The 20,296-nt window shown below is 40.7% G+C and carries 16 protein-coding genes and 1 pseudogene; 6 read left to right on the top strand and 11 right to left on the bottom strand.

Translation table 11 applies throughout. The annotated features are described in order from the left end of the window. Positions 1–7: 7 nt before the first annotated feature. Both OCV27_RS02205 and OCV27_RS02200 read right to left on the bottom strand, forming a co-directional pair. Positions 8–796, bottom strand: coding sequence for a DUF3658 domain-containing protein (locus OCV27_RS02205; RefSeq protein ID WP_125323036.1), 789 nt, complete (start codon positions 794–796; stop codon positions 8–10). An 80-nt stretch (positions 797–876) separates the two neighbouring features. Next, positions 877–1,491 carry a hypothetical protein gene (locus OCV27_RS02200; RefSeq protein ID WP_125323035.1) on the bottom strand — a complete coding sequence of 205 codons (615 nt, stop codon included), beginning with the start codon at positions 1,489–1,491 and terminating at the stop codon, positions 877–879. Between the two features lie 487 nt (positions 1,492–1,978). Between OCV27_RS02200 and OCV27_RS02195 the strand changes: the two genes are divergently transcribed. From OCV27_RS02195 to sigZ, 4 genes are all read left to right on the top strand, one after another. Then, positions 1,979–2,689 (top strand): glutathione S-transferase family protein, encoded by a 711-nt coding sequence (locus OCV27_RS02195; protein WP_125323034.1) that lies wholly within the window; start codon positions 1,979–1,981, stop codon positions 2,687–2,689. A gap of 163 nt (positions 2,690–2,852) precedes the next feature. Then, positions 2,853–3,173, top strand: coding sequence for a 2Fe-2S iron-sulfur cluster-binding protein (locus tag OCV27_RS02190; protein ID WP_337969364.1), 321 nt, complete (start codon positions 2,853–2,855; stop codon positions 3,171–3,173). Positions 3,174–3,279: 106 nt separating this feature from the next. Continuing rightward, positions 3,280–3,861: a GNAT family N-acetyltransferase gene (locus tag OCV27_RS02185; protein WP_125321752.1), complete on the top strand. Its 582-nt coding sequence runs from the start codon at positions 3,280–3,282 to the stop codon at positions 3,859–3,861. A 37-nt stretch (positions 3,862–3,898) separates the two neighbouring features. Then, positions 3,899–4,444: an RNA polymerase sigma factor SigZ gene (gene sigZ, locus OCV27_RS02180; protein WP_125321750.1), complete on the top strand. Its 546-nt coding sequence runs from the start codon at positions 3,899–3,901 to the stop codon at positions 4,442–4,444. Positions 4,445–4,651: 207 nt separating this feature from the next. Here sigZ and OCV27_RS02175 read toward each other — a convergent pair. Further along, positions 4,652–7,171: pseudogene (locus OCV27_RS02175) on the bottom strand (response regulator); the annotation flags it as partial. 632 nt (positions 7,172–7,803) lie between these two features. Between OCV27_RS02175 and OCV27_RS02170 the strand changes: the two are divergent. Next, positions 7,804–8,424, top strand: a complete 621-nt coding sequence (locus tag OCV27_RS02170) for a DUF2913 family protein (protein WP_125321777.1) — start codon at positions 7,804–7,806, stop codon at positions 8,422–8,424. Between the two features lie 105 nt (positions 8,425–8,529). On the opposite strand, the gene OCV27_RS02165 is transcribed toward OCV27_RS02170, so the two are convergent. From OCV27_RS02165 to OCV27_RS02150, 4 genes are all read right to left on the bottom strand, one after another. Beyond that, the gene (locus OCV27_RS02165) at positions 8,530–9,843 is read right to left on the bottom strand and encodes a DUF3644 domain-containing protein (RefSeq protein ID WP_125321775.1); all 1,314 of its coding nucleotides are present in this window, start codon (positions 9,841–9,843) and stop codon (positions 8,530–8,532) included. 96 nt (positions 9,844–9,939) lie between these two features. Beyond that, complete coding sequence (locus OCV27_RS02160; RefSeq protein ID WP_125321773.1) at positions 9,940–10,605, bottom strand: RipA family octameric membrane protein; 666 nt, start codon at positions 10,603–10,605, stop codon at positions 9,940–9,942. A gap of 484 nt (positions 10,606–11,089) precedes the next feature. Then, complete coding sequence (glmS, locus tag OCV27_RS02155) at positions 11,090–12,919, bottom strand: glutamine--fructose-6-phosphate transaminase (isomerizing) (RefSeq protein WP_125321771.1); 1,830 nt, start codon at positions 12,917–12,919, stop codon at positions 11,090–11,092. 105 nt (positions 12,920–13,024) lie between these two features. Next, complete coding sequence (locus tag OCV27_RS02150) at positions 13,025–13,786, bottom strand: DeoR/GlpR family DNA-binding transcription regulator (protein ID WP_125321769.1); 762 nt, start codon at positions 13,784–13,786, stop codon at positions 13,025–13,027. Between the two features lie 432 nt (positions 13,787–14,218). Here OCV27_RS02150 and pykF point away from each other — a divergent pair, with 432 nt between their 5' ends. Then, the gene (gene pykF / locus OCV27_RS02145) at positions 14,219–15,631 is read left to right on the top strand and encodes a pyruvate kinase PykF (protein ID WP_125321767.1); all 1,413 of its coding nucleotides are present in this window, start codon (positions 14,219–14,221) and stop codon (positions 15,629–15,631) included. Between the two features lie 128 nt (positions 15,632–15,759). On the opposite strand, the gene OCV27_RS02140 is transcribed toward pykF, so the two are convergent. The 4 genes from OCV27_RS02140 to OCV27_RS02125 form a co-directional block, all read right to left on the bottom strand. Beyond that, positions 15,760–16,452, bottom strand: coding sequence for an oxidative stress defense protein (locus tag OCV27_RS02140; protein WP_125321765.1), 693 nt, complete (start codon positions 16,450–16,452; stop codon positions 15,760–15,762). Between the two features lie 243 nt (positions 16,453–16,695). Beyond that, positions 16,696–17,562, bottom strand: coding sequence for a small-conductance mechanosensitive channel MscS (gene mscS, locus OCV27_RS02135; protein ID WP_125321763.1), 867 nt, complete (start codon positions 17,560–17,562; stop codon positions 16,696–16,698). Between the two features lie 293 nt (positions 17,563–17,855). Then, on the bottom strand, positions 17,856–18,932 hold the full coding sequence (fbaA, locus tag OCV27_RS02130; protein WP_125321761.1) for a class II fructose-bisphosphate aldolase: 1,077 nt from the start codon (positions 18,930–18,932) through the stop codon (positions 17,856–17,858). A gap of 145 nt (positions 18,933–19,077) precedes the next feature. After that, positions 19,078–20,238 carry a phosphoglycerate kinase gene (locus tag OCV27_RS02125; RefSeq protein ID WP_125321758.1) on the bottom strand — a complete coding sequence of 387 codons (1,161 nt, stop codon included), beginning with the start codon at positions 20,236–20,238 and terminating at the stop codon, positions 19,078–19,080. Positions 20,239–20,296: the final 58 nt, after the last annotated feature.

Here is a 20,296-nt window from a genome sequence, read left to right as displayed (position 1 = left end):
GAACAGTTTAGTTCATTGATACTAGGGGTGGTTGAGGTTCTGCCCCTCGATTCTCAAAGAAACGAACCTTGCCTTGACTGCGCAGCGTATCTAAGCGCCAGCAAAGGAAGTTGTCTGGCATAAAACCTTGATGCTCCCCCATTACTTCACCGACAACTCGAGCGGTAGGCTCTTTGCCAAGCTGCTCGACTTTAGCTAATAAATGATGATCCCAATATGCTTCCGGATATTGGACAAGCTGCCCCTCCCTATTGAGATCTCTAACTCCCGTATCTTGCATGCGCCAATAGCGCCATTGAGAAGTTAATTCACTTCGCTCAGCCTGACTAAGCTCTTTAGGCTTAAGCGAAATAAGCTCTTGTGGATCACACATAGCCACCGCATACTGGCCTAAATATTCACTGTTCACTTTATTCGTTATATCAAGCACAAATAAAGGTGTGTTTGGGTCAGCGTAATAGGCCAACATAGCTAACATCAGCCTGTCTTGAGCGGTATTGCCTACCCAAACCACAATAGGTGTTTGCTGTTTTAAAACCTCAAGGATAGCGCTCTGGTAAGTTAAGCCTGACTCAGCAATCGCATCATCATCCCCTTGCTCATACCACCACTGAGCTTTCCAAACTTTTTTCCACCAATTAAGGCGTTGCTGTTCTCCATCTTTAATACCTTCCATCGGACCAAAACGTAAGTCATCAAAAAATGGATAAATTTCATGATGTTGTGCAGTCATCTTGTTGAGTTGTTTAAGACAACCAGCAGCGCTGTCTCCCCAACAGATATAACGATATACCATTGTTTACCTCACACACCAATCAGACAACTAAAGAATAACAAGAGCAACCAATAATAAGTTATAAAAATGACAAAACTCGCCTAAGTTTTCCCTTGCTCATAACTCGCAAGGCTTTCTTTTTGGTACTTTTCAAGCCGCTCTGCAATATCATTCTGCTGCAAAGAGATAGAATCGAGCGCACTCGCGGTCGTTTTAATCGCCCCAGCCATCGACGCCATATTCTGGCTCGCCTTAACCAAAGAGGATTGCATTGGCCGTAAAATACACCAGCCAATAGCGGCAATGATGAGTATTACTACCAGCCCAATAACGCTGATAGTCAGTAACACTTTAAACTGTAAATCATCTAAAAACAGGCGACTTTGCGCAGCAATCGCTTGTTTTGATTGTTGAAATGCACTAGGAAGTGATTCTACTGATTGCTTAGATACATCAACAAGCTGGTTAAGACTCTCCACCGTTTGTTTAAGAACGCCTTGCTGCTCTGGCGTCAAATTCTCACTGTGAGCTATCTTATCAAGCGCATCACCAATATTTTCAAGAGACTGATTGGTCTTATCCAGCGCTTTCTCAATCCCGTCCAGCTCTAACGTCATATTGACATTGATAAACGCATCGGCTTTATCATCGTCAACCGGCTGCGCGGCCGCAAAGCAACTTACAAGAGCAAAGATGAAAACCAGTTTCAATTTCATAGAGATTCCTTCAAGCGATAATACCGATTTAACATCAGGTTCAGACAACACAACATATCAGCCGACCTAACTGATACACCCCTATACGATAATACCTTAATGTATTCCTGTTGGTTGACTATAAAGTTTAATTGCATACAAGTTTGTGTAGGGAGGAACAACTGTTTTCGACGTACTTATAGATTGATTTTGGACAATTCTGAGTCAGTGACTTTGCTAAATTAGCTATTCACGGATAACTTTTGATATTACAAAAGACTGAGTGGCACCGCTTGATACGGTGCCGTCTGTGAAAGGAAATGTACAAAAGTGTACATGGAGATTTTGAGCCATTAATGTGTTCCATGCAGTTATAGCGACAGTCTATGCACCAGTACTGTTAGTAATATCAATTTTTTTAAAAAAAGTAATAATCTATCGTCTTTTTTAAACGTTGCTCGTCTTAATAGGTGTAAGTAGAAACAATGAACCGATTTGGAGCAACATAATGATTAAGCTGATTAGCTTTAAAAACTGCCCATTTGTGCAACGTGTAATGGGTGCGCTTGTAACAAAGAATGTACCATTTGAAATCGAATACATAGAGTTGAGTAACAAACTGCAATGGTTTTTAGATATATCTCCGAATGGTCAGGTACCCGTATTGGTTACCGAAAATGACACCGTGTTGTTTGAGTCAGATGCCATTGTCGAATATCTAGATGATAAATATGCGCCGATAGAAGAGGTTTCACCAGAGCAAAAAGCGTTAGACCGTGCATGGTCATATCAAGCAAGTAAACATTACATGCCACAATGTGGAACAATGGGAAGTAAGGATAAAGAGACATTTGAAGCGCGTTTCGCAAACCTATCCAAGGCATTCATAAAAGCAGAAAATAAGCTCGGTGATTCGTTATTTTTCAAAGGGGATTACATCTCTAATGTCGATATTGCATGGCTTCCATTGCTACACCGTGCGGCAGTAATCAAAGAGCAATCTGGCTTTGACATGTTAAATCAGTTTCCAAAAGTTCAAAAGTGGCAAGCTGCTCTCATAGAATCAGGCCTTACCGACAAAACTGTACCACAAGATTTTGTCTCTACCTTCAGCGGTTTTTACTTAAAAAACACATACCTTGCAAGTTTAATGAATGGTAAGGAATCAGAGTGCGCAACCAGTAATTGCTCAACATCATCCAGCTCATGTTGTGATTAACACAAAACGCTATAGTTGGAAATAATTGCATTATCTAAATGATGTACAGCTATTCAGGGCCTGCTCTGTATTCTATTCAAGAGCAGGCCCTGAGTAACTGCATATTAGCCTAAAGAAGTACCTGAGCATTTTCCTTGTTTCAAAGTTGTTCAATGAGTAAAGCATGTTTAACTTAAAACTATTACATATAGAAATTGACAATAAAAAAATACTAATAACACCAGATGATAATAATTTGGTGGATATAGCGCGAAAACTAAAAATCAACATCCCTGCACCATGCCTGAAAAATCAACGCAAGGAGGGTTGCTGCAAAGCTTGCCTAGTCTTGGTAAACGGCAAAGCAACTTATGCTTGTTCCACTCGACCCAAAAGTGGAATAATTGTAGTGGTTCGCAGAGATGACCTAGATAAAATAAGAAAAGACTCTATCAAAAAATTCAAAAAGCATGTGAAATCAGGCAGTCGCTCGCAATTCAGTTGATCTTGAGAGCAACCAAATTTAGAAAGCTCACAATAGCAGCATATTGAAGATGGAAATGCTCCTCTATGTTGTATGATAAGACCCAAAATAATAAAGGGAAGTATATATGTGGTTGAACGAAATAGAACTGGAGTCCAAATCAATAAAACTTATGCCACTTCGTACAGAGCATGCAACAGCTCTGATTGAAGCTGCGTCAGATGGTAAATTGTGGGATTTGTGGTTCACACAAGTACCAAGCACGGAAACAATCGATGCCTATATCTCTCACGCACTATCTGAACAACAAAAAGGAACTTCGTTGCCTTTTACTATTGTCAACAAAGCAAATGATAAAATCATCGGCTCTACTCGTTTTTGTCATGCGGATGTATTGAATAAAAGGATAGAAATCGGCTACACATGGTATGCTAAAAGCTATCAACGTTCGTCTTCAAATACAGAATGCAAACAGCTACTCTTAAGTCATGCATTTGAAACTCTTGATGCGATTGCTGTTGAGTTTCGTACCCATTGGCATAATCATCAATCGCGAGCAGCTATTAGGCGTTTAGGCGCAAAGCAAGATGGTGTACTCCGCAATCATCAAAAGGAAAATGGTGCTTATAGGGATACGGTTGTCTTCTCTATCATTGATAGTGAATGGCCAGCGGTAAAAATGAGTTTGGCACATAAGTTAGCTTGGTAGTTTAGTTAAGCCATTTTATAAGGGGTAAATGAATCACATGAAATTTGAATCTATCTGGCCAGCATATCAATCCAGCTTGAAGGCTTTTTTACACAGCAGAATTGCCAACCCTGAGGATGCTGAAGATCTACTTCAAGAGATTTTGATTAAAACTTATAATGGCTTTCAAACTGTTACAGATGGTAGCAAGATCAAACCATGGCTATTCCAGATCGCGAACAACACAATTATCGATTTCTACCGTAAAAACAATAAACAGAATAATTTAACAACGGATGATTTGTGGCACGACGAGCAGAATGAAGAGCAAGTTGTCAAAGCCCTTTCTCAATGCCTTTTGCCATTTATTAAGCAACTACCTGAGGAAGACGCAAAATTGTTGATCGCCGTTGAAATCGAAGAAGTTTCGCAAAAAGATTACGCGGAGAACAATGGCATCAATTACTCAACCCTAAAATCTAGGGTTAAGAAAAGCCGTAAGAAACTCTACAATTTGTTTAATAGCTGCTGCGATTTTTCCATAGATACGCGGGGAAACATCATGGAATACAAGCCCAAGTCTGGAAATTGCGATCGCTGTTGACCTGAAATCGCATAAATATGCCCTTACAGGTTGCTTGTAAAAATTCGATTTTTGCTCACTTCTGGGAGTTTCCTTGCAGTGCTGTTCTGACACCTGCCATAACTGCAAGTATCACAAACTCAACAACGTAATCCGCTACTGAGTAATCGGACTAAGTAGGAAAGGGGCAAAAACGTGTCAGGTTTTGGTCTAACACGCCTTTAATCACTAGACAATATTCTCAATTTGCTGGAGTAAGGTGTCAGTTTTGAGCGGCTTAGGTAGATACGCGTCCATGCCCGCATCGAAGCAACGTTGGATATCATCATCTACAACACTGGCTGTCAGCGCAATAATCGGAGTTTTAGGAAGCTCTAAAAAGCATTCGTAAGCACGTATCTTTTGGGTCGCCTCAAAGCCGTCCATAACTGGCATCATACAATCCATTAAAATGAGATCAAAACTGCTGTCTTGCTTATATTTATCCACTGCAACTTGGCCATTCTCTGCAATGTCAAATTGATACCCTGCTTTGTCAAGCATGAGTGACGCCACTTTCTGATTTACATTATTATCTTCAACCAACAAAATACGACCAGCTTTGTCACATTCAACTGAAGTCGTAAATGACTTGGGCGTTAACTCCATAAGAGGTTTCACATCAGTAGAAGCGCCAGAAATGATTTCTTCATTTAATGCTATAAGGGCTGTGATTTTTTCTTTCAACACATCAGCCTTGAAAGGTTTGGGCATATAGTCATCCATACCTACTTCAAAACATTCTTGAATATCATCATCTACGACGCTAGCCGTCAACGCAATGATAGGAACACGGTTTTTTTGTGGATTTTCTTGCTCAACTTGTCGAATACGCTTAGTGGCTTCAAAACCATTCATGATCGGCATCATGCAATCCATTAGGATGAGCCCATAATGATGGTTTTTAAACATTTCTAGTGCTTCCTGACCATTTTCGGCCACATCAAAACTAAAGCCCAACTTTTCTATATGCAGGCCCGCTACCTTTATATTGACTCTGTTATCATCGACCACTAATATTTTTTTCGGGTGAGTGTTATCTCTTGCATAGGTGAATGCTTGAGAAGACAATATCTTACAGTCTTGTTCGAATCGCTCAATAATTTTAATTAAGCGCTGTCCAAGAAGCGGCTGGGTGATAATCGCACTGACGCTGTCACCAAAATTGCTTGGATTACTGTGTAGGTGTTTCATCACGCAGACGGGTATTTCTTTAGATTTCAAACGCTGGAAGTATTCTTCGTGTTGTACTGCTTTATCGGGTTGCGTTTCCACATAAATGATCATCACATTGCCTTTGTTCTGGCTCCATATAGGTAATTCTTCCAAATGGTTGACAGATTGGTGCAGAGGAATGTGATAGAAATTTAGTGCGTCACAAATCTTACTTTCCTGATCCTTATCATCACAAACTAAGTACAGTAAGCTATGCCCATTAATGCTCTTAACCTCAAAGCTCTGTTGAGAAATAGGGAGAGGTAAAGCGAAGTAAAAACGACTTCCTTGACCTTTTTTTGATTCTAATTGGATATGCCCTCCCATTAATTCAACCAGCTGTGTACTAATCGCGAGACCAAGACCTGTGCCTCCAAATTGTCTCGTTGTGGAATCGTCTTCTTGGGCAAATGGCTCAAAGATTTTTTTCTGTTGTTGCTCATCAATACCAATGCCTGAATCTAGTACTGAAAATTCTATGACGGCTTCGGAGCCTTTGATATGTTGTGTGATGATGGCAAGCTCTACACGGCCTGCCTCCGTAAACTTCACAGCATTGGACATAAAGTTCATCATGATCTGACGAAGTCGATGATCATCAATCTTCACACAATAAGGCGTATTGGAGCTAATAGAAACATGAAGGTCAATGTGTTTTTCCTTCGCTTTCGGGGAGACAATAGATGCAATATCGTAAATAGACTCCCGAATATTAGTTGAATGCGGACTGATAACCAACATCCCTGACTCTATTTTGGAAAAGTCTAAGATATCATTAATCAAATTGAGAAGAAGCTGTGATGAGGTTTCTATCGTGTCCACATAGTCACGTTGAGTGGCAGTTAATGAGGTATCAGAAAGAATTTCAGAAATACCAATCACACCATTTAACGGCGTACGGATTTCGTGTGACATATTCGCCAGAAAGCTACTTTTAGCTTTATTGGCATTGATGGCGAGCTCTGTTGCTTGCTCTGACTCATCTTTTGCTTGGCTAAGTTCAACGCAGTGCGCTTCAATAATGTCACTGGACTGATTAAAATTATCCGCTAAGTGATCGAGTTCATCGCGAAACCAAGGGGATGGCAAGTGAATTCTATTCGGCGATGAGTTGCTATTTTCACTGACCGCTTTTGCCATCAAATCAATACGTTTAATGATGAATAACCAAGTGAAGGCGAAAACAGTGGTCAGTAGCAAGACGATACGAACACTTTCTGCAAACAAAATATGAAGGAATTGAGCCCAAAGGTTGTGATGAATACGAGATAAATCAGACTGGATGGTTAAGTCACCGAGCGCGTAACTCTTTCCACCGAACTCATAGGCTAAAGGCCACGTTTGAGTGACAGCATTATCATACAGCCGCTCACCTCGTTCAATGATTGACTCTGTACCTGATGATATATGCGCATAGTCAACCCCTGGCAGGGTTAACAAGCCTTCCACCTGAGAGTTGAGTATCTCTCTATCTTCAACCCATAAGCTACCTGTAATACTCGATAGTTGACTGGTTTTAATGCTGGATAATTTTTCATTGATGTACTGAATATCGATCTGTAGTCGGTGGTGAAGATTGTAACTGGTTGTCGCTAAAGCAAGGAGGACACTTATCAGTGTCACCGTAAACAGTATTTTTTTATTAATACTCATATATCTATGTGTATTTTTCATAGAGAAGCTAGCCATTGTTGTTTTTAGTCTTCCATAAAGATAGCTGGTCATATTGAAGTGGCGAGTTTGTTTTACTTTAGAGGGTTGAATTTTTGAATATGGGGGTTAAAGTGTGGGGGCTAAATATTTATTCGTTGTTTTGGGCCATAAAATAGTGATGAATATTATTCTATTTATTGTTGATTAAGTGGCTTTTTGTTTTGGTGTGACAGCCAAATAGATACCTTATTTTCATTATCTAAGTGTCACAGTTGCTTGGCTATACCTATATGTCACTAGTCATATACACAGTATAGTGCCTTGTGGTTTATATTTAGCTATACACTTTGATTCGACCTTTTGCATTTCAGATTGAGGTTCGATACGATCACATTTTCTGAATGAAAGCTAAATGAATAAGCGTAAAGAAGTGGGTTAGGTAATCTGTGCGTTCATTGGGGTGACAAAACGTTATGAGTTTGAAGTTGAAGTATCATCAGGCTTTTTCTGAAGTGGTGTTGCACGCTTTACTACATATCTTGATGCAAAAGGCTCAGAGTACGCGATTTATTCCATCAAAGCGAAGCAATGACATCTTCGTCAAATATCTCAAAGCTCAGCTGAACCGTTCAAGGTATTCTGTGTGCAAAAAGGACATCAAGACCATGATTGGTATTGCGCGAAAGGGCGGTAATCTGCTGGTGAGGCTGTTCGAGCTTCATCAGATGAACCTGGACTATCGAGCTAAATTCTCTCAGGCTGATGAGCTGTACATTCTGCTCAATAACCTGTGTGAGCAGCATGGTTATTCGTCAATGCTAGCCCTTGATGGCCAGCTGGCCGATGAAGTGAGTAATGACACTATTTATATGACACAGAAAGAAATTGAAATGGGATTTGACGAGGAAAATCGGCAAACTAAAGCGTTAAATTTTTGGATAAAAACGCCTCATCCTCCTCGTGTAGTGGAGTGTGTGGGCTTAACCTCTCCGTATACCGCTACCATTAAGGTTACAGACGAGCAGGGGATAACACATTTTATTCTGACTCGAAAAGACGTGGTGAAGTCAGCTCTCGTTTCACTGGCGCCTTAATGAGGGGAATAGCAGGGGCGAAAATTGGACAGAACCTTGTTAGACCCGATGCTCTAAAAGGGTTTTGTAATATTAGGAAAAGTATGTTGATTCCTTGATTGTTTGTTAAGTTCCTTTTCTCACAAGTTTATAACTATCTTTGGCATTTTTTATAAAGTTTTGTCCAGCGATAACTTTTTTAACTACGAGATTTATAAATGAATCTGAGTAATAGTGAAGCTCTGGGTTACAGTTTTTGTGATGATATTCGTTGTTTGCGTTTTTTACTTTTAGTTTGTCGACTATTGCCCGAAAACAATGTTGGTTAATAATTGGCTCACCTGATTTCTTACACCTCGCAACTAAGAATGTAATCAGTGCTTCCTCGGAACATTGTTCCTTAAGCTCATCATTAAGCTTCTTGATTGCTGAACTTTCTAGGTAAGGATGAGATTTTTCTCGATCGATTGGCTTATGTACAATTAAAGCTTTCTTCAAACCTTCCATACCATCTTCTGCTTTGGCTAACGTTATAGGATGCCCTTCGATATCACCATCTTTAGCAAACACCAACTTCACATTTAGGGGTATGGCAAACTCAATGTCATCTGTATTTTGAACGTCTTTGGTCAGACTTTCAGCCAGAGTTAAGATTTCTGTTGCAACATCACCATAGTTTGTTTTAAGAACCGAAACTGGAGGGTATTTAAAGTCACCAACCAAAGAAATCATGCCAGTATGTGATGAATTTAAAAATGATTGTTCTGAGAATTCTTCAAACTTCGCGGAATAGTTTAAAACCCCAGATTGAAATAACCTAGAAGCGATTCCCTGAATTTCAGGCATTAGTAGATGTACGGCTTGATCTCTAAAGAACACTATTTTCTCTAAGTTTGCTTTTACCTTATTTCCGCTAGGAAATACCAAGTTAATGGCTTCTCGCAATGAAATAGTTTCTTTGATCCCATTTTTTTTGAGACTCTTGAATATCGCGCTTTCACCATGTCCTTCAATGATCATAGCTTTCAAAAGCTGCTCCCAAGCAGTGCAAAAACACATTACAAAACCGTCCATACGGTTTTCAAGTGACGGTCTATTATATAACTCCAGTGCAAGAAGCATGTTGTCTCGGGACTTACGAAGCAGAGCTTTAGCTAGCTTAAATTTGCAATTATGCCCTAATCCACGGCGGTGTTTACTTTGTGATAATTTCTTAGAAAACTCGATTAAAGACAAGTTAAGTGAGTTAGATGCTGCGTACGAACCTGAAGCAACCTCACTTAAAAAGTCAGCAAGCTGCCCCTTGTTGAAATATGTCTTAAATGTTGATTCTTTCCAACCAGTTGCACTTATCAGCTCTTCTTTCGTAAAACTTTTATTCGTTCTCTCTTTTTCTTGAAGAAAGCAAAGAAATCGCTCGTGGCTTTTATTAACTTTCATAATTATTTTGCCTATAAGTCAACAAACAATACTCTATAATGCCCGTGTAATTGGCGCGAGCTTGGGAGCGTCCTGATTAACATGATTGTTATATGCTTACTCAATTTCTGTTTCTCTCTCAATCACGGTGGGGGAATGTTTCTTTCTATGAGTTTTACCAAAGTTAAGCATCATAAAACAAACAACAAATGCAACTACTATGACCAATGTGTGCGCACCTATAACTAACCATTGGTCTTTTGATACGCCGATAAGAATTAGGGATTTATATGCGGAAAAAATGACTAGAGATCCCCATGAAAATACGACGAAGACACTAACCCATTGATTGATTTTAGAAACAGACATACTAAGAGGGCCTGTAACTAGCTTCTCAGCCAAGTTTATATGACTAGGACGTTCTAGCAGTGTTTTATAGAGAGGGCCTGTCACATTATTTTCTAGTAGATCAAGATGGTTTTCCCAGTTCTCTTGCCAGTATTTACTCCCCCTACTAGCAAGGAACCAAGCAAAGGTAAACACAAACCCAACACAAGAGATTATTAGGCCCAAGAAAAATTTATTTGGCATGTGTTCAGAAGCCAGAATTGAAAAGTAACCAGCAAAGGCAACTGCTATTAATGCCCAGAAATAGGTTGCTCTTTTCCAGTAAAGCTCGATCTCGAATTTCCTGATGTCAGAGACTTGAGCAAACGCGGCCTTTAATAGCTTCGACTCCCTATCATTAACCTCAAACTTTTTGTCGTACTCTTCCTGATTCATACAATGAACTCGATTTACATATAACATTTTCAATTACAGGTCAGTTCGTTTTTCTGCTTGCCTAACTTTCATTCAAGCTATCACAAGTAAATGAAACATATGGTATATTTTCACATTTAGCATTATGTCTTTACATAAAAATGAGCGAGCGTGTTATCACTTTTTAACAATGCACGTTACCTTATGAAGAATAGCTCTAATCCTATGACTAACAATAACTTATTAAATCTTCTATCTGCTAAACGAGACTGGACTCTCGGAAAAACAAGCTATTTTTCATAAAAATTACGGGGGCAGGTATTGTCCTTTGTTTCTTATTACTTTTTGTATATCAAAGTTGTCTGAGCATCATTTTGTGATTTGGAGGCGCAACTCACTTTGGGGCATTTTCAATTTAGAAATGGCAGCGTATCGATATGAACGCTGCCATTTAATATGATTATTTATTCCCCTCTCACTCAAACATCAGGAGAGAATTAACGGCCTACTCCACTGTTACAGATTTGGCTAAGTTACGTGGCTGGTCGACATCCGTACCTTTAATTAAGGCAACGTAGTATGACAATAGCTGTAGCGGCAGCGTATAAACGATAGGGGCAATAAACTCATCACAATGAGGCACGTTGAGGACTTTCATGGTGTCATCACTTTCAAATGACGCCTTATCATCCGCAAATACGTACATCAGGCCGCCACGCGCGCGCACTTCTTCTACGTTAGACTTTAGCTTCTCTAATAATTCATTGTTCGGCGCGACAACAATAACCGGCATTTCAGAATCAATTAGTGCTAATGGGCCGTGTTTTAGCTCACCGGCTGCATAAGCTTCTGCGTGAATATATGAAATTTCTTTTAGCTTTAAAGCGCCTTCCATTGCAATGGCAGATTGTTCACCACGCCCCAAGAATAACGAGTGATTTTTATCAGCAAAATCTTCAGCAAGTGCCTCGATAGATTCTGCCATTGCCAATGTTTGCTCAAGTTTGGCAGGCAGTGATTGAAGTGCTGAAACCAGCTGCGCTTCTTTTTCTGCTCCGAGTGCATTATGGTGGCCAATAGCGCCCGCAAGCATGAGTAAACCTGCAAGTTGCACGGTAAAGGCTTTGGTAGACGCGACACCGATTTCTGCGCCCGCTTTCATCATATATGACATATCAGATTCACGGACTAGCGAAGAACCCGGAACGTTACAAATCGTCAAGCTCGCCATGTAGCCCATCTCTTTAGCAAGGCGCAGCGCTGCCAGTGTATCTGCTGTCTCACCTGACTGAGAAATAGTCACAAGCAGGGAGTTCTCAAATACATGGGATTTTCGATAACGAAACTCAGAGGCGATTTCAACATTGCAGGAGACGCCTGCCCATTCTTCGAGCCAGTAACGTGCGACCATTCCAGCATGGTAACTGGTTCCACATGCGATAATTTGAACATGTTTCACTTGGCTTAAGAGTTGCTGCGCGTTTTCACCAAACGCCGAAGCAACCACCTGACCATTAGCCAAACGCCCCTCTAAAGTACGTTGAAGTGCCACGGGTTGTTCATGTATTTCTTTTAACATGTAGTGGCGGTATTCACCTTTATCACCTGCATCATGAGAAACTTCTGTCTCTTTGACTTCACGTTTAACACTCTCACCATTGGCGTTAAATACAGTAACCTCGCGGCGAGTAATCTCAGCCACATCCCCTTCTTCTAGGAACATGAAACGACGTGTAACGTTTAATAACGCCAACTGATCAGAGGCTAGGAAGTTTTCACCCACACCAAAACCAATCACAATAGGGCTACCAGAGCGAGCTACCACAATACGGGCGGGATCTTTGCGGTCCATTGCTACTGTTCCGTATGCACCTTCAAGCTGCTTTGCTGTATTTTGTACCGCTTCAACTAGAGTCTTTGCTGTACGCAATTCCCACTCAACCATGTGAGCAATCACTTCGGTATCCGTTTGTGATTCAAATACGTAACCACGAGACTTTAGCAGCTCACGCAGCTCTTCATGATTTTCAATAATGCCATTATGCACCACGGTAATATCACCAGACATATGTGGGTGAGCATTAATTTCCGAAGGTTCACCATGAGTTGCCCAGCGCGTATGTGCGATACCCGTTCCACCAACAACTTTAGCTTGATCGACTGCATCTGCTAGCTCTTGGACTTTACCCAATCGTCTAAGACGCACAAGATTAGACTCTGCATCTACAATTGCCACACCCGCTGAATCATATCCTCGGTATTCTAGACGGCGAAGACCTTCGACTAAAATTTCTGCTACATCTCGTTGTGCCACTGCACCGACGATTCCACACATATCCAACTCCAATTCATTCTGATAGCTAGCAATTATAGCCAGCTGTAATTTATAAGTTTTAGGGGCTTAGCTAACATGAGTTCAGCCCATTAATTGCCTCACATATTATGCACAAAGCACTTTGACACCATGAGACTCAATATTTGCCTTTAATTCAGGCTCTATGTCTTTGTTTGTAACTAAAACATCAATGGCAGCCCAAGACAGCTCCAAATTAGGAATTTTTCGACCAATCTTTTCAGATTCAACCATAACAATCACTTCACGCGAAACCTCTGCCATCACTTTACTCAGGCCAACCAATTCATTAAATGTCGTCGTACCACGTTCTATATCCACACCATCTGCACCAATAAACAATTGGTCAAAGTCATATGATCGTAGTACTGACTCAGCGACTTGTCCTTGAAAAGACTCAGAATGTGCATCCCAAGTACCGCCCGTCATTAATAATGTTGGCTCACTTTCCAATTCACTTAGAGCATTAGCAACGTGCAATGAGTTAGTCATAACAACCAAACTACGCATTCCATTAAGTTGCTCTATTAATGACGCCGTAGTATTGCCACTATCAATGACTATCCGATTATGTTCTCGGATCAGCTTAACAGCTGCCTGCGCCAACTCAGACTTACGAATCGAAACTTTATTACTTAACTCATCATTGACCACTTCTTTAGGTAAAGCGATGGCTCCACCATAGCGACGTAAAAGCTGGCCATTTTTTTCCAAAGAGGCAAGATCCTTTCTAATCGTGACTTCGGATGTCTCAAATTGAATAGAAAGTGATTCAACACTGACTTCACCTTGTTCATTAACTAAATGAGAGATTGCATGCCTTCTTAATTGGGTATTTCGCTTTGACATTTAATTTACGCCATTAAGTTTCAAATCGAAACATATTATAATCAACCCGAAAGGTTGCAGTCTATTTATTTCTAGCTAAAAAATAAAAAATAGCGCCAAAAGCTTGTCCTAAGACAATTGTTAAGCAGTGATATTGAAATAAATCAGTGGTAGAATTTGCCACCGAAAAGAAAAAAAATTACAGAATTGAAGGTTAGTTTTGTATGCCTAGTAGCATATATTATGGGGTAGTTACGATTTAAACGCGTATTGCCACACAAGTTTGGTCATAAAATGACTAAATGCATTGAAAGACTTTCAGTTCTGAAGTCGACGATAACATTGATGTTCTCTTAATATATAAAAGGCTCCAACGCCAAGTAGGCACCCTCGACTTCAACCAGATAAATGAAATTTCAAATTTTAACTATTATCGACCGGAGAATATCTTCCATGAAAAAGACCAAAATCGTATGTACGATTGGCCCTAAAACTGAATCAGTTGAAAAGCTCACTGAACTAGTCAATGCGGGTATGAATGTCATGCGCCTGAATTTCTCTCACGGAGATTATCAAGAGCACGGCAATCGTATTGCAAACTTCCGCAAAGTAATGGAAACATCTGGTAAGCAACTGGCTATCTTGCTGGATACTAAAGGACCAGAAATTCGCACCATAAAACTAGCAGAAGGCAAAGATGTTAATTTAGTCGCTGGTCAGGAATTTACTTTCACTACAGATACTTCAATCGTCGGAAACAAAGATAAGGTTGCGGTTACATACTCTGGTTTTGCGGCAGACCTTAATGTTGGCAATACTATTCTAGTCGACGATGGCTTAATCGAAATGAACGTTGTTGCCACGACTGAAACTGAGGTTAAATGTAAAGTCCTTAACAATGGCGCTTTAGGTGAAAACAAAGGCGTTAACTTACCTGGTGTTTCTGTCAATCTACCAGCACTGTCTGAAAAAGATAAAAATGACCTTAAATTTGGTTGCGAGCAAGGTGTTGACTTCGTTGCAGCCTCATTTATACGTAAAGCATCTGACGTTAAAGAGATTCGCGCTGTATTAGCAGAGCATGGTGGTCAAGATATTCACATTATCTCTAAGATTGAGAACCAAGAAGGTGTCGACAACTTTGATGATATCCTTGAACAATCTGACGGCATTATGGTTGCCCGTGGCGATTTAGGCGTTGAGATCCCTGCTGAAGAAGTCATTTTTGCACAGAAGATGATGATCGAAAAATGTAACCGTGCACGTAAAATGGTCATTACAGCGACTCAAATGCTTGATTCTATGATCCACAATCCACGCCCAACTCGTGCAGAAGCTGGTGACGTAGCGAATGCGGTAATGGATGGTACAGACGCAGTCATGCTATCGGGTGAAACTGCAAAAGGAAAATACCCTGTTGAAGCAGTAACCATCATGGCTCAAATCGCCAATCGCACAGATACTGCGCTAAAAGCAGAGCTTGGTTCTCGTTTAGATAGCCCTCGCTTGCGTATCACTGAAGCGGTATGTAAAGGAGCTGTAGACACAGCAGAAAAACTCGCAGCGCCACTTATCGTTGTCGCAACAAAGGGAGGCAAGTCAGCACGCTCAGTGCGTAAATACTTCCCAACAGCTAATATCTTGGCATTAACCAATAACCCAAAAACAGCGGCTCAATTAGTACTCACTAAAGGTGTTCGACCTGTTTTAGTCGACTCAATTAATAATACAGACGCTTTCTATATCTTAGGTAAAGAGCTAGCCCTTGAATCTGGTTTGGGTAACAAAGGCGATATTGTAGTTATGGTATCAGGTGCTCTCGTTGCATCAGGCACCACGAACACTGCCTCAGTGCACGTTTTGTAACACTAGCGTCAACATGATTTATGCCAAAGAGGGTTCTGCACCCTCTTTTTTATCGACTCTTGTACGGCTAATTAATACGCTATATTGCATGATATTCAGAATATCTCTATAAGCTAGTTTAAGACGCTTTAATCTAGCTTATATATCACATCAACACGATCACGAATCACAATCGTAGAGTCTTGGTAAGTGTTGGATTCTGCTCTAGTATCCATCGCCATTGAACGCGTCAAAACAGGCTGATTATTCGGGGCATTGTAGTCTATACGCCAAACACCACTGATTTCTTTATCGAAACCTGAAGCGAGTGATTTTGCTTTTTCATTTGCATCTTTAATCGCAGCCTGCCTCGCTTGCTCTTGATACTTAGCCTGCTCTTTTACCTTAAGCTGAACATTTTGCACTTGGTTAATACCTGAACTCAAAGCAACATCCAAATATTGATTAAGATTAGCCAGCTGGGTAACGGTTACATTAACAGTACGCGAGGCTCGATAACCAACCAGCTCAGGTTGACCATTTTTCGGGTAATGATACTGAGGGGCAATATAAAGATTTGAGCTACTAATGCTATCATCACTCATTCCCTGCTCTTTCAGCTGAGCCAGAAAATCCGTAACCACTTTATCTACAGTTTGCTTAGCCTGTTCTGCCGTCATGGTTGTTTCCACCACTCGCACAGTAAACTCAGCCATATCCGGCGTTGCAATAACTTCACCATAACCCGTGGTTTGCAAATGGGGAAAATCAGGCGAACCTGCATAAGCACCAATACTGACAAGACATAAAGCGATGAAAAGCAGACGAGACTTCATCTTCATTATTATTTTCCTTAATTAACTTGTTTCATACATGATAACGTGTAGATATAACTTGAGGAGCCCTGTTGTATGTTCTGACACAATTTTAACCCACAGCTTACTCAACTGTCCCTGCAAGCTTTTAATTAACAGTGACAGATTAAATTCTTTGCCCTTTCTTAATAGAGCTGCTGATATAACTCATGAAACATAGATAAACGTTATAGCGAGACAAAAGCCTCGCTTCTCTAGTGTTAACTTGTACTACAGTTCTGCCTTGTTAAGGTGAATATCCATTTGTGGGAATGGAATATCTATATTCTCTTTATCCAACCCTTCTTTGATCGCTTGCATCAGATCAAAATATACATCCCAGTAGTCAGTTGTTGTGACCCAAGGGCGAACCACAAAATTAACCGAAGAGTCAGCAAGAGCATGTACACCAACTTTTACCGCAGGATCTTTTAAAATACGCTCGTCCGCTTGGCAAATATTCATCAGCAATTGCTTAGTTTTTTGCAAATCCGCACGGTAAGAGACGCCTATCACTAAGTCAATCCGTCGAGTCTGATGGCGAGAGTAGTTAGTAATAGGCCCACTGATAACACTACTATTAGGCACAACAACCATTTTATTATCAGGTGTAGTAAGAACCGTTTGGAAAATCTGAATCGATTCTACGCTACCGCCTACTCCGGCAATTTGTACATAGTCTCCCGACTTAAATGGACGAAAAGCAACGATCAAGACACCTGCTGCAAAGTTAGATAAGGAGCCTTGTAAAGCCAATCCAACCGCTAAACCCGCGGCACCAATTACCGCTACCACGGAAGCCGTCTGCACGCCGATTCGGCTCAGTGCAGCAATTAACACAATAGTAAAAAGCAAGTAACGAACCAGCGTATGGATAAAATCAACCACCGCTTTATCCATTCTTTTCCTGTTTAGTATCTTAGTAACACCATTGGCTACCATCTTGACAGCAATGCTACCGATAAAAAATATCAAAATAGCTGAAATTACGTTTACGCCATATTGGATAAGCAAGTCTGAATGCTCATTTATCCACGTCCCAGCTAACTCTAAGCCATTAATAATTGGAGTTTCGATTTTTCCAACATCTCCTGACATAGCCTGTACCCTCTAGTAATAGTCCAAATACATACCTTAAATCCAGCATAAAGGTAACTATGAATTTCTGACCGACCCCGAATTTAGGATATCGATACTTACAGCTAATAACGCTATTTTACAGTTACTTATAAGACCTAACAGATATTAGCTCATTAAAGTTATGTTATGGTGCCATTTTTCGCCATTGTTTTTAGTGCGCCTGACCTCATCGATCACTTTAAAAAGCCAGAAAAAAAGCCTGCTCATGAAGAGCAGGCTTTTAAATTTAACAAAGTACAAAAACCGTCAGGTTATAGTACGTCGACTGCGTTTAGGTCAGCGAAGGCTTTCTCCAAACGTTTAACCATTGATTCTTGTCCTTTACGCAACCAAACACGTGGGTCGTAGTGCTTTTTGTTTGGTGCATCTTCACCGGTAGGGTTGCCGATTTGTCCCTGTAGATAATCATAATTATCTGCAGCATACTGACGAATACCGTCCCAAGTAGCCCACTGAGTATCAGTATCGATGTTCATTTTGATAACACCGTAGCTGATCGACTCTTGAATTTCAGCTTCTGAAGAGCCTGAACCACCATGGAATACAAAGTTTAACGCGTTAGAAGCAAGGCTAAATTTCTCAGCGCAGTAAGCTTGTGAATCACGAAGGATAGTAGGTGTTAAAACAACATTACCTGGTTTATAAACACCATGCACATTACCGAAAGAAGCAGCGATAGTAAAACGGGGACTTACCGCAGTCAATTTCTCATACGCGTAAGCAACATCTTCTGGAGAAGTATATAGCTCAGATGCGTCCATATCTGAGTTATCAACGCCATCTTCTTCACCACCTGTACAGCCTAGTTCGATTTCTAGCGTCATATTCATTTTCGCCATACGCTCTAGATACTTAGCACAGATCTCAATGTTTTCTTCAAGAGGCTCTTCTGATAAGTCAATCATATGAGAAGAGAATAGTGGTTTACCTGTTTGGGCAAAAAACTCTTCACCGGCATCAAGTAGGCCATCAATCCATGGAAGAAGCTTCTTAGCAGCATGATCCGTGTGAAGAATAACAGGTACACCATAAGATTGAGCCACAGCATGAACATACTTTGCACCAGCTACAGCACCAAGAATTTGGCCGCCCTGACCTTCTAGTTTAACACCCTTGCCTGCAAAGAAGGCTGCGCCTCCATTAGAAAACTGAACAACAACGGGTGCTTTCACGTTTGAAGCGGCTTCTAATACTGCATTCACAGAATCAGTACCAACCACATTTACTGCTGGAAGAGCAAAATTGTTCTCTTTTGCTACTTCAAAAACTTTTTGTACGTCATCACCAGAAATCACACCTGGTTTTACGAAATCGAAGATCTTAGACATGGCGTCATCCTATTTATCTATCGTTTTAAAACAAAACTTATTAGTTTAAATTCTTGCAAACGTTTGCTACAACAAAAGCGCATTTAAGCAAAAAAATTCATATGCAGCAAACACGAAAGTGGGAGAATCTCCCACCTTCAGTAAATCATTTAGCGCGTGCTTCCAGCATTTCTACCGCAGGAAGCACCTTACCTTCAACAAACTCGAGGAAAGCACCACCACCAGTAGAGATATAAGACACATCGGCCTTAATACCAAACTTATCGATTGCCGCTAGAGTGTCACCACCACCAGCAACTGAGAAGCCCTCAGACTGAGCAATAGCATCAGAAATGCCTTTGGTGCCAGCTTCAAAGTTCTTAAATTCAAACACACCAACAGGGCCATTCCAAAGAATAGTCTTAGCATTTCTAAGAATTTCTGCCAATTCCGCCGTTGAATCAGGACCTAGATCGAAAATCATATCGTCATCTGTAACATCTGCGACATTTTTAATTTCAGCTTCTGCGTTCTCGTCAAAAGCTTTTGCGCAAGCGACATCAGTTGCAACAGGAATCGCGCACTCATCCATCAATTTCTTTGCAGTATTAACTAGGTCTGCTTCATACAGAGATTTACCAACATTGTGGCCAGCCGCTGCGATAAAAGTATTGGCAATACCTCCACCAACAACAAGTTGGTCTGCCACTTTAGATAAAGACTCAAGCACAGTAAGTTTGGTTGATACTTTTGAACCACCGACAATAGCGACCATTGGTCGAGCTGGCTTATCCATTGCTTTCGCTAGAGCATCTAACTCATTAGCTAGCAGAGGCCCGGCACATGCGATTGGCGCATGCATACCAACACCATGAGTTGATGCTTGTGCACGGTGAGCGGTGCCAAAGGCATCCATTACGAATACATCACAAAGAGCGGCATAAGCTTTAGACAGTGCTTGTTCGTTTTTCTTTTCGCCCTTATTGAAGCGAACGTTTTCAAGGACGACTAGCTCACCTGAATTTAGCTCTAAACCATCGAGGTAATCTTTCGCTAACTTGACTTCACAATCTAACGCATCGTTTAAATAGTTAACAACAGGTTGTAGAGAGAACTCTTGCGCATACTCGCCTTCTGTCGGGCGACCAAGGTGAGATGTCACCATCACTTTTGCACCAGCAGCAAGACAATGCTTGATAGTGGGTAAAGACGCTAAAATACGTGCATCAGAAGTCACTTTGCCTTCTTTTACTGGAACATTAAGGTCAGCACGGATAAATATACGTTTACCTGCTAGGTCCAGGTCAGTCATCTTGATTACAGACATGATGTGTCCTCTCAAATATTAAAAATAAAATTTTGTCGGTTCGGTATTTAGCCCAACC

Origin of the sequence: Vibrio pectenicida (genome assembly GCA_024347015.1) — a bacterium.
In the GTDB taxonomy this organism is placed as follows: Bacteria; Pseudomonadota; Gammaproteobacteria; order Enterobacterales; family Vibrionaceae; genus Vibrio; species Vibrio pectenicida.
This window is presented reverse-complemented; position numbering and strand designations above follow the sequence as displayed.

Bases quoted from the DNA above. Each gene is read 5' to 3' on its own strand.
- OCV27_RS02205 (WP_125323036.1), bottom strand. From the start codon at position 796: ATGGTATATCGTTATATCTGTTGGGGAGACAGCGCTGCTGGTTGTCTT.
- OCV27_RS02200 (WP_125323035.1), bottom strand. From the start codon at position 1,491: ATGAAATTGAAACTGGTTTTCATCTTTGCTCTTGTAAGTTGCTTTGCG.
- OCV27_RS02195 (WP_125323034.1), top strand. From the start codon at position 1,979: ATGATTAAGCTGATTAGCTTTAAAAACTGCCCATTTGTGCAACGTGTA.
- OCV27_RS02190 (WP_337969364.1), top strand. From the start codon at position 2,853: ATGTTTAACTTAAAACTATTACATATAGAAATTGACAATAAAAAAATA.
- OCV27_RS02185 (WP_125321752.1), top strand. From the start codon at position 3,280: ATGTGGTTGAACGAAATAGAACTGGAGTCCAAATCAATAAAACTTATG.
- sigZ (WP_125321750.1), top strand. From the start codon at position 3,899: ATGAAATTTGAATCTATCTGGCCAGCATATCAATCCAGCTTGAAGGCT.
- OCV27_RS02170 (WP_125321777.1), top strand. From the start codon at position 7,804: ATGAGTTTGAAGTTGAAGTATCATCAGGCTTTTTCTGAAGTGGTGTTG.
- OCV27_RS02165 (WP_125321775.1), bottom strand. From the start codon at position 9,843: ATGAAAGTTAATAAAAGCCACGAGCGATTTCTTTGCTTTCTTCAAGAA.
- OCV27_RS02160 (WP_125321773.1), bottom strand. From the start codon at position 10,605: ATGAATCAGGAAGAGTACGACAAAAAGTTTGAGGTTAATGATAGGGAG.
- glmS (WP_125321771.1), bottom strand. From the start codon at position 12,919: ATGTGTGGAATCGTCGGTGCAGTGGCACAACGAGATGTAGCAGAAATT.
- OCV27_RS02150 (WP_125321769.1), bottom strand. From the start codon at position 13,786: ATGTCAAAGCGAAATACCCAATTAAGAAGGCATGCAATCTCTCATTTA.
- pykF (WP_125321767.1), top strand. From the start codon at position 14,219: ATGAAAAAGACCAAAATCGTATGTACGATTGGCCCTAAAACTGAATCA.
- OCV27_RS02140 (WP_125321765.1), bottom strand. From the start codon at position 16,452: ATGAAGATGAAGTCTCGTCTGCTTTTCATCGCTTTATGTCTTGTCAGT.
- mscS (WP_125321763.1), bottom strand. From the start codon at position 17,562: ATGTCAGGAGATGTTGGAAAAATCGAAACTCCAATTATTAATGGCTTA.
- fbaA (WP_125321761.1), bottom strand. From the start codon at position 18,932: ATGTCTAAGATCTTCGATTTCGTAAAACCAGGTGTGATTTCTGGTGAT.
- OCV27_RS02125 (WP_125321758.1), bottom strand. From the start codon at position 20,238: ATGTCTGTAATCAAGATGACTGACCTGGACCTAGCAGGTAAACGTATA.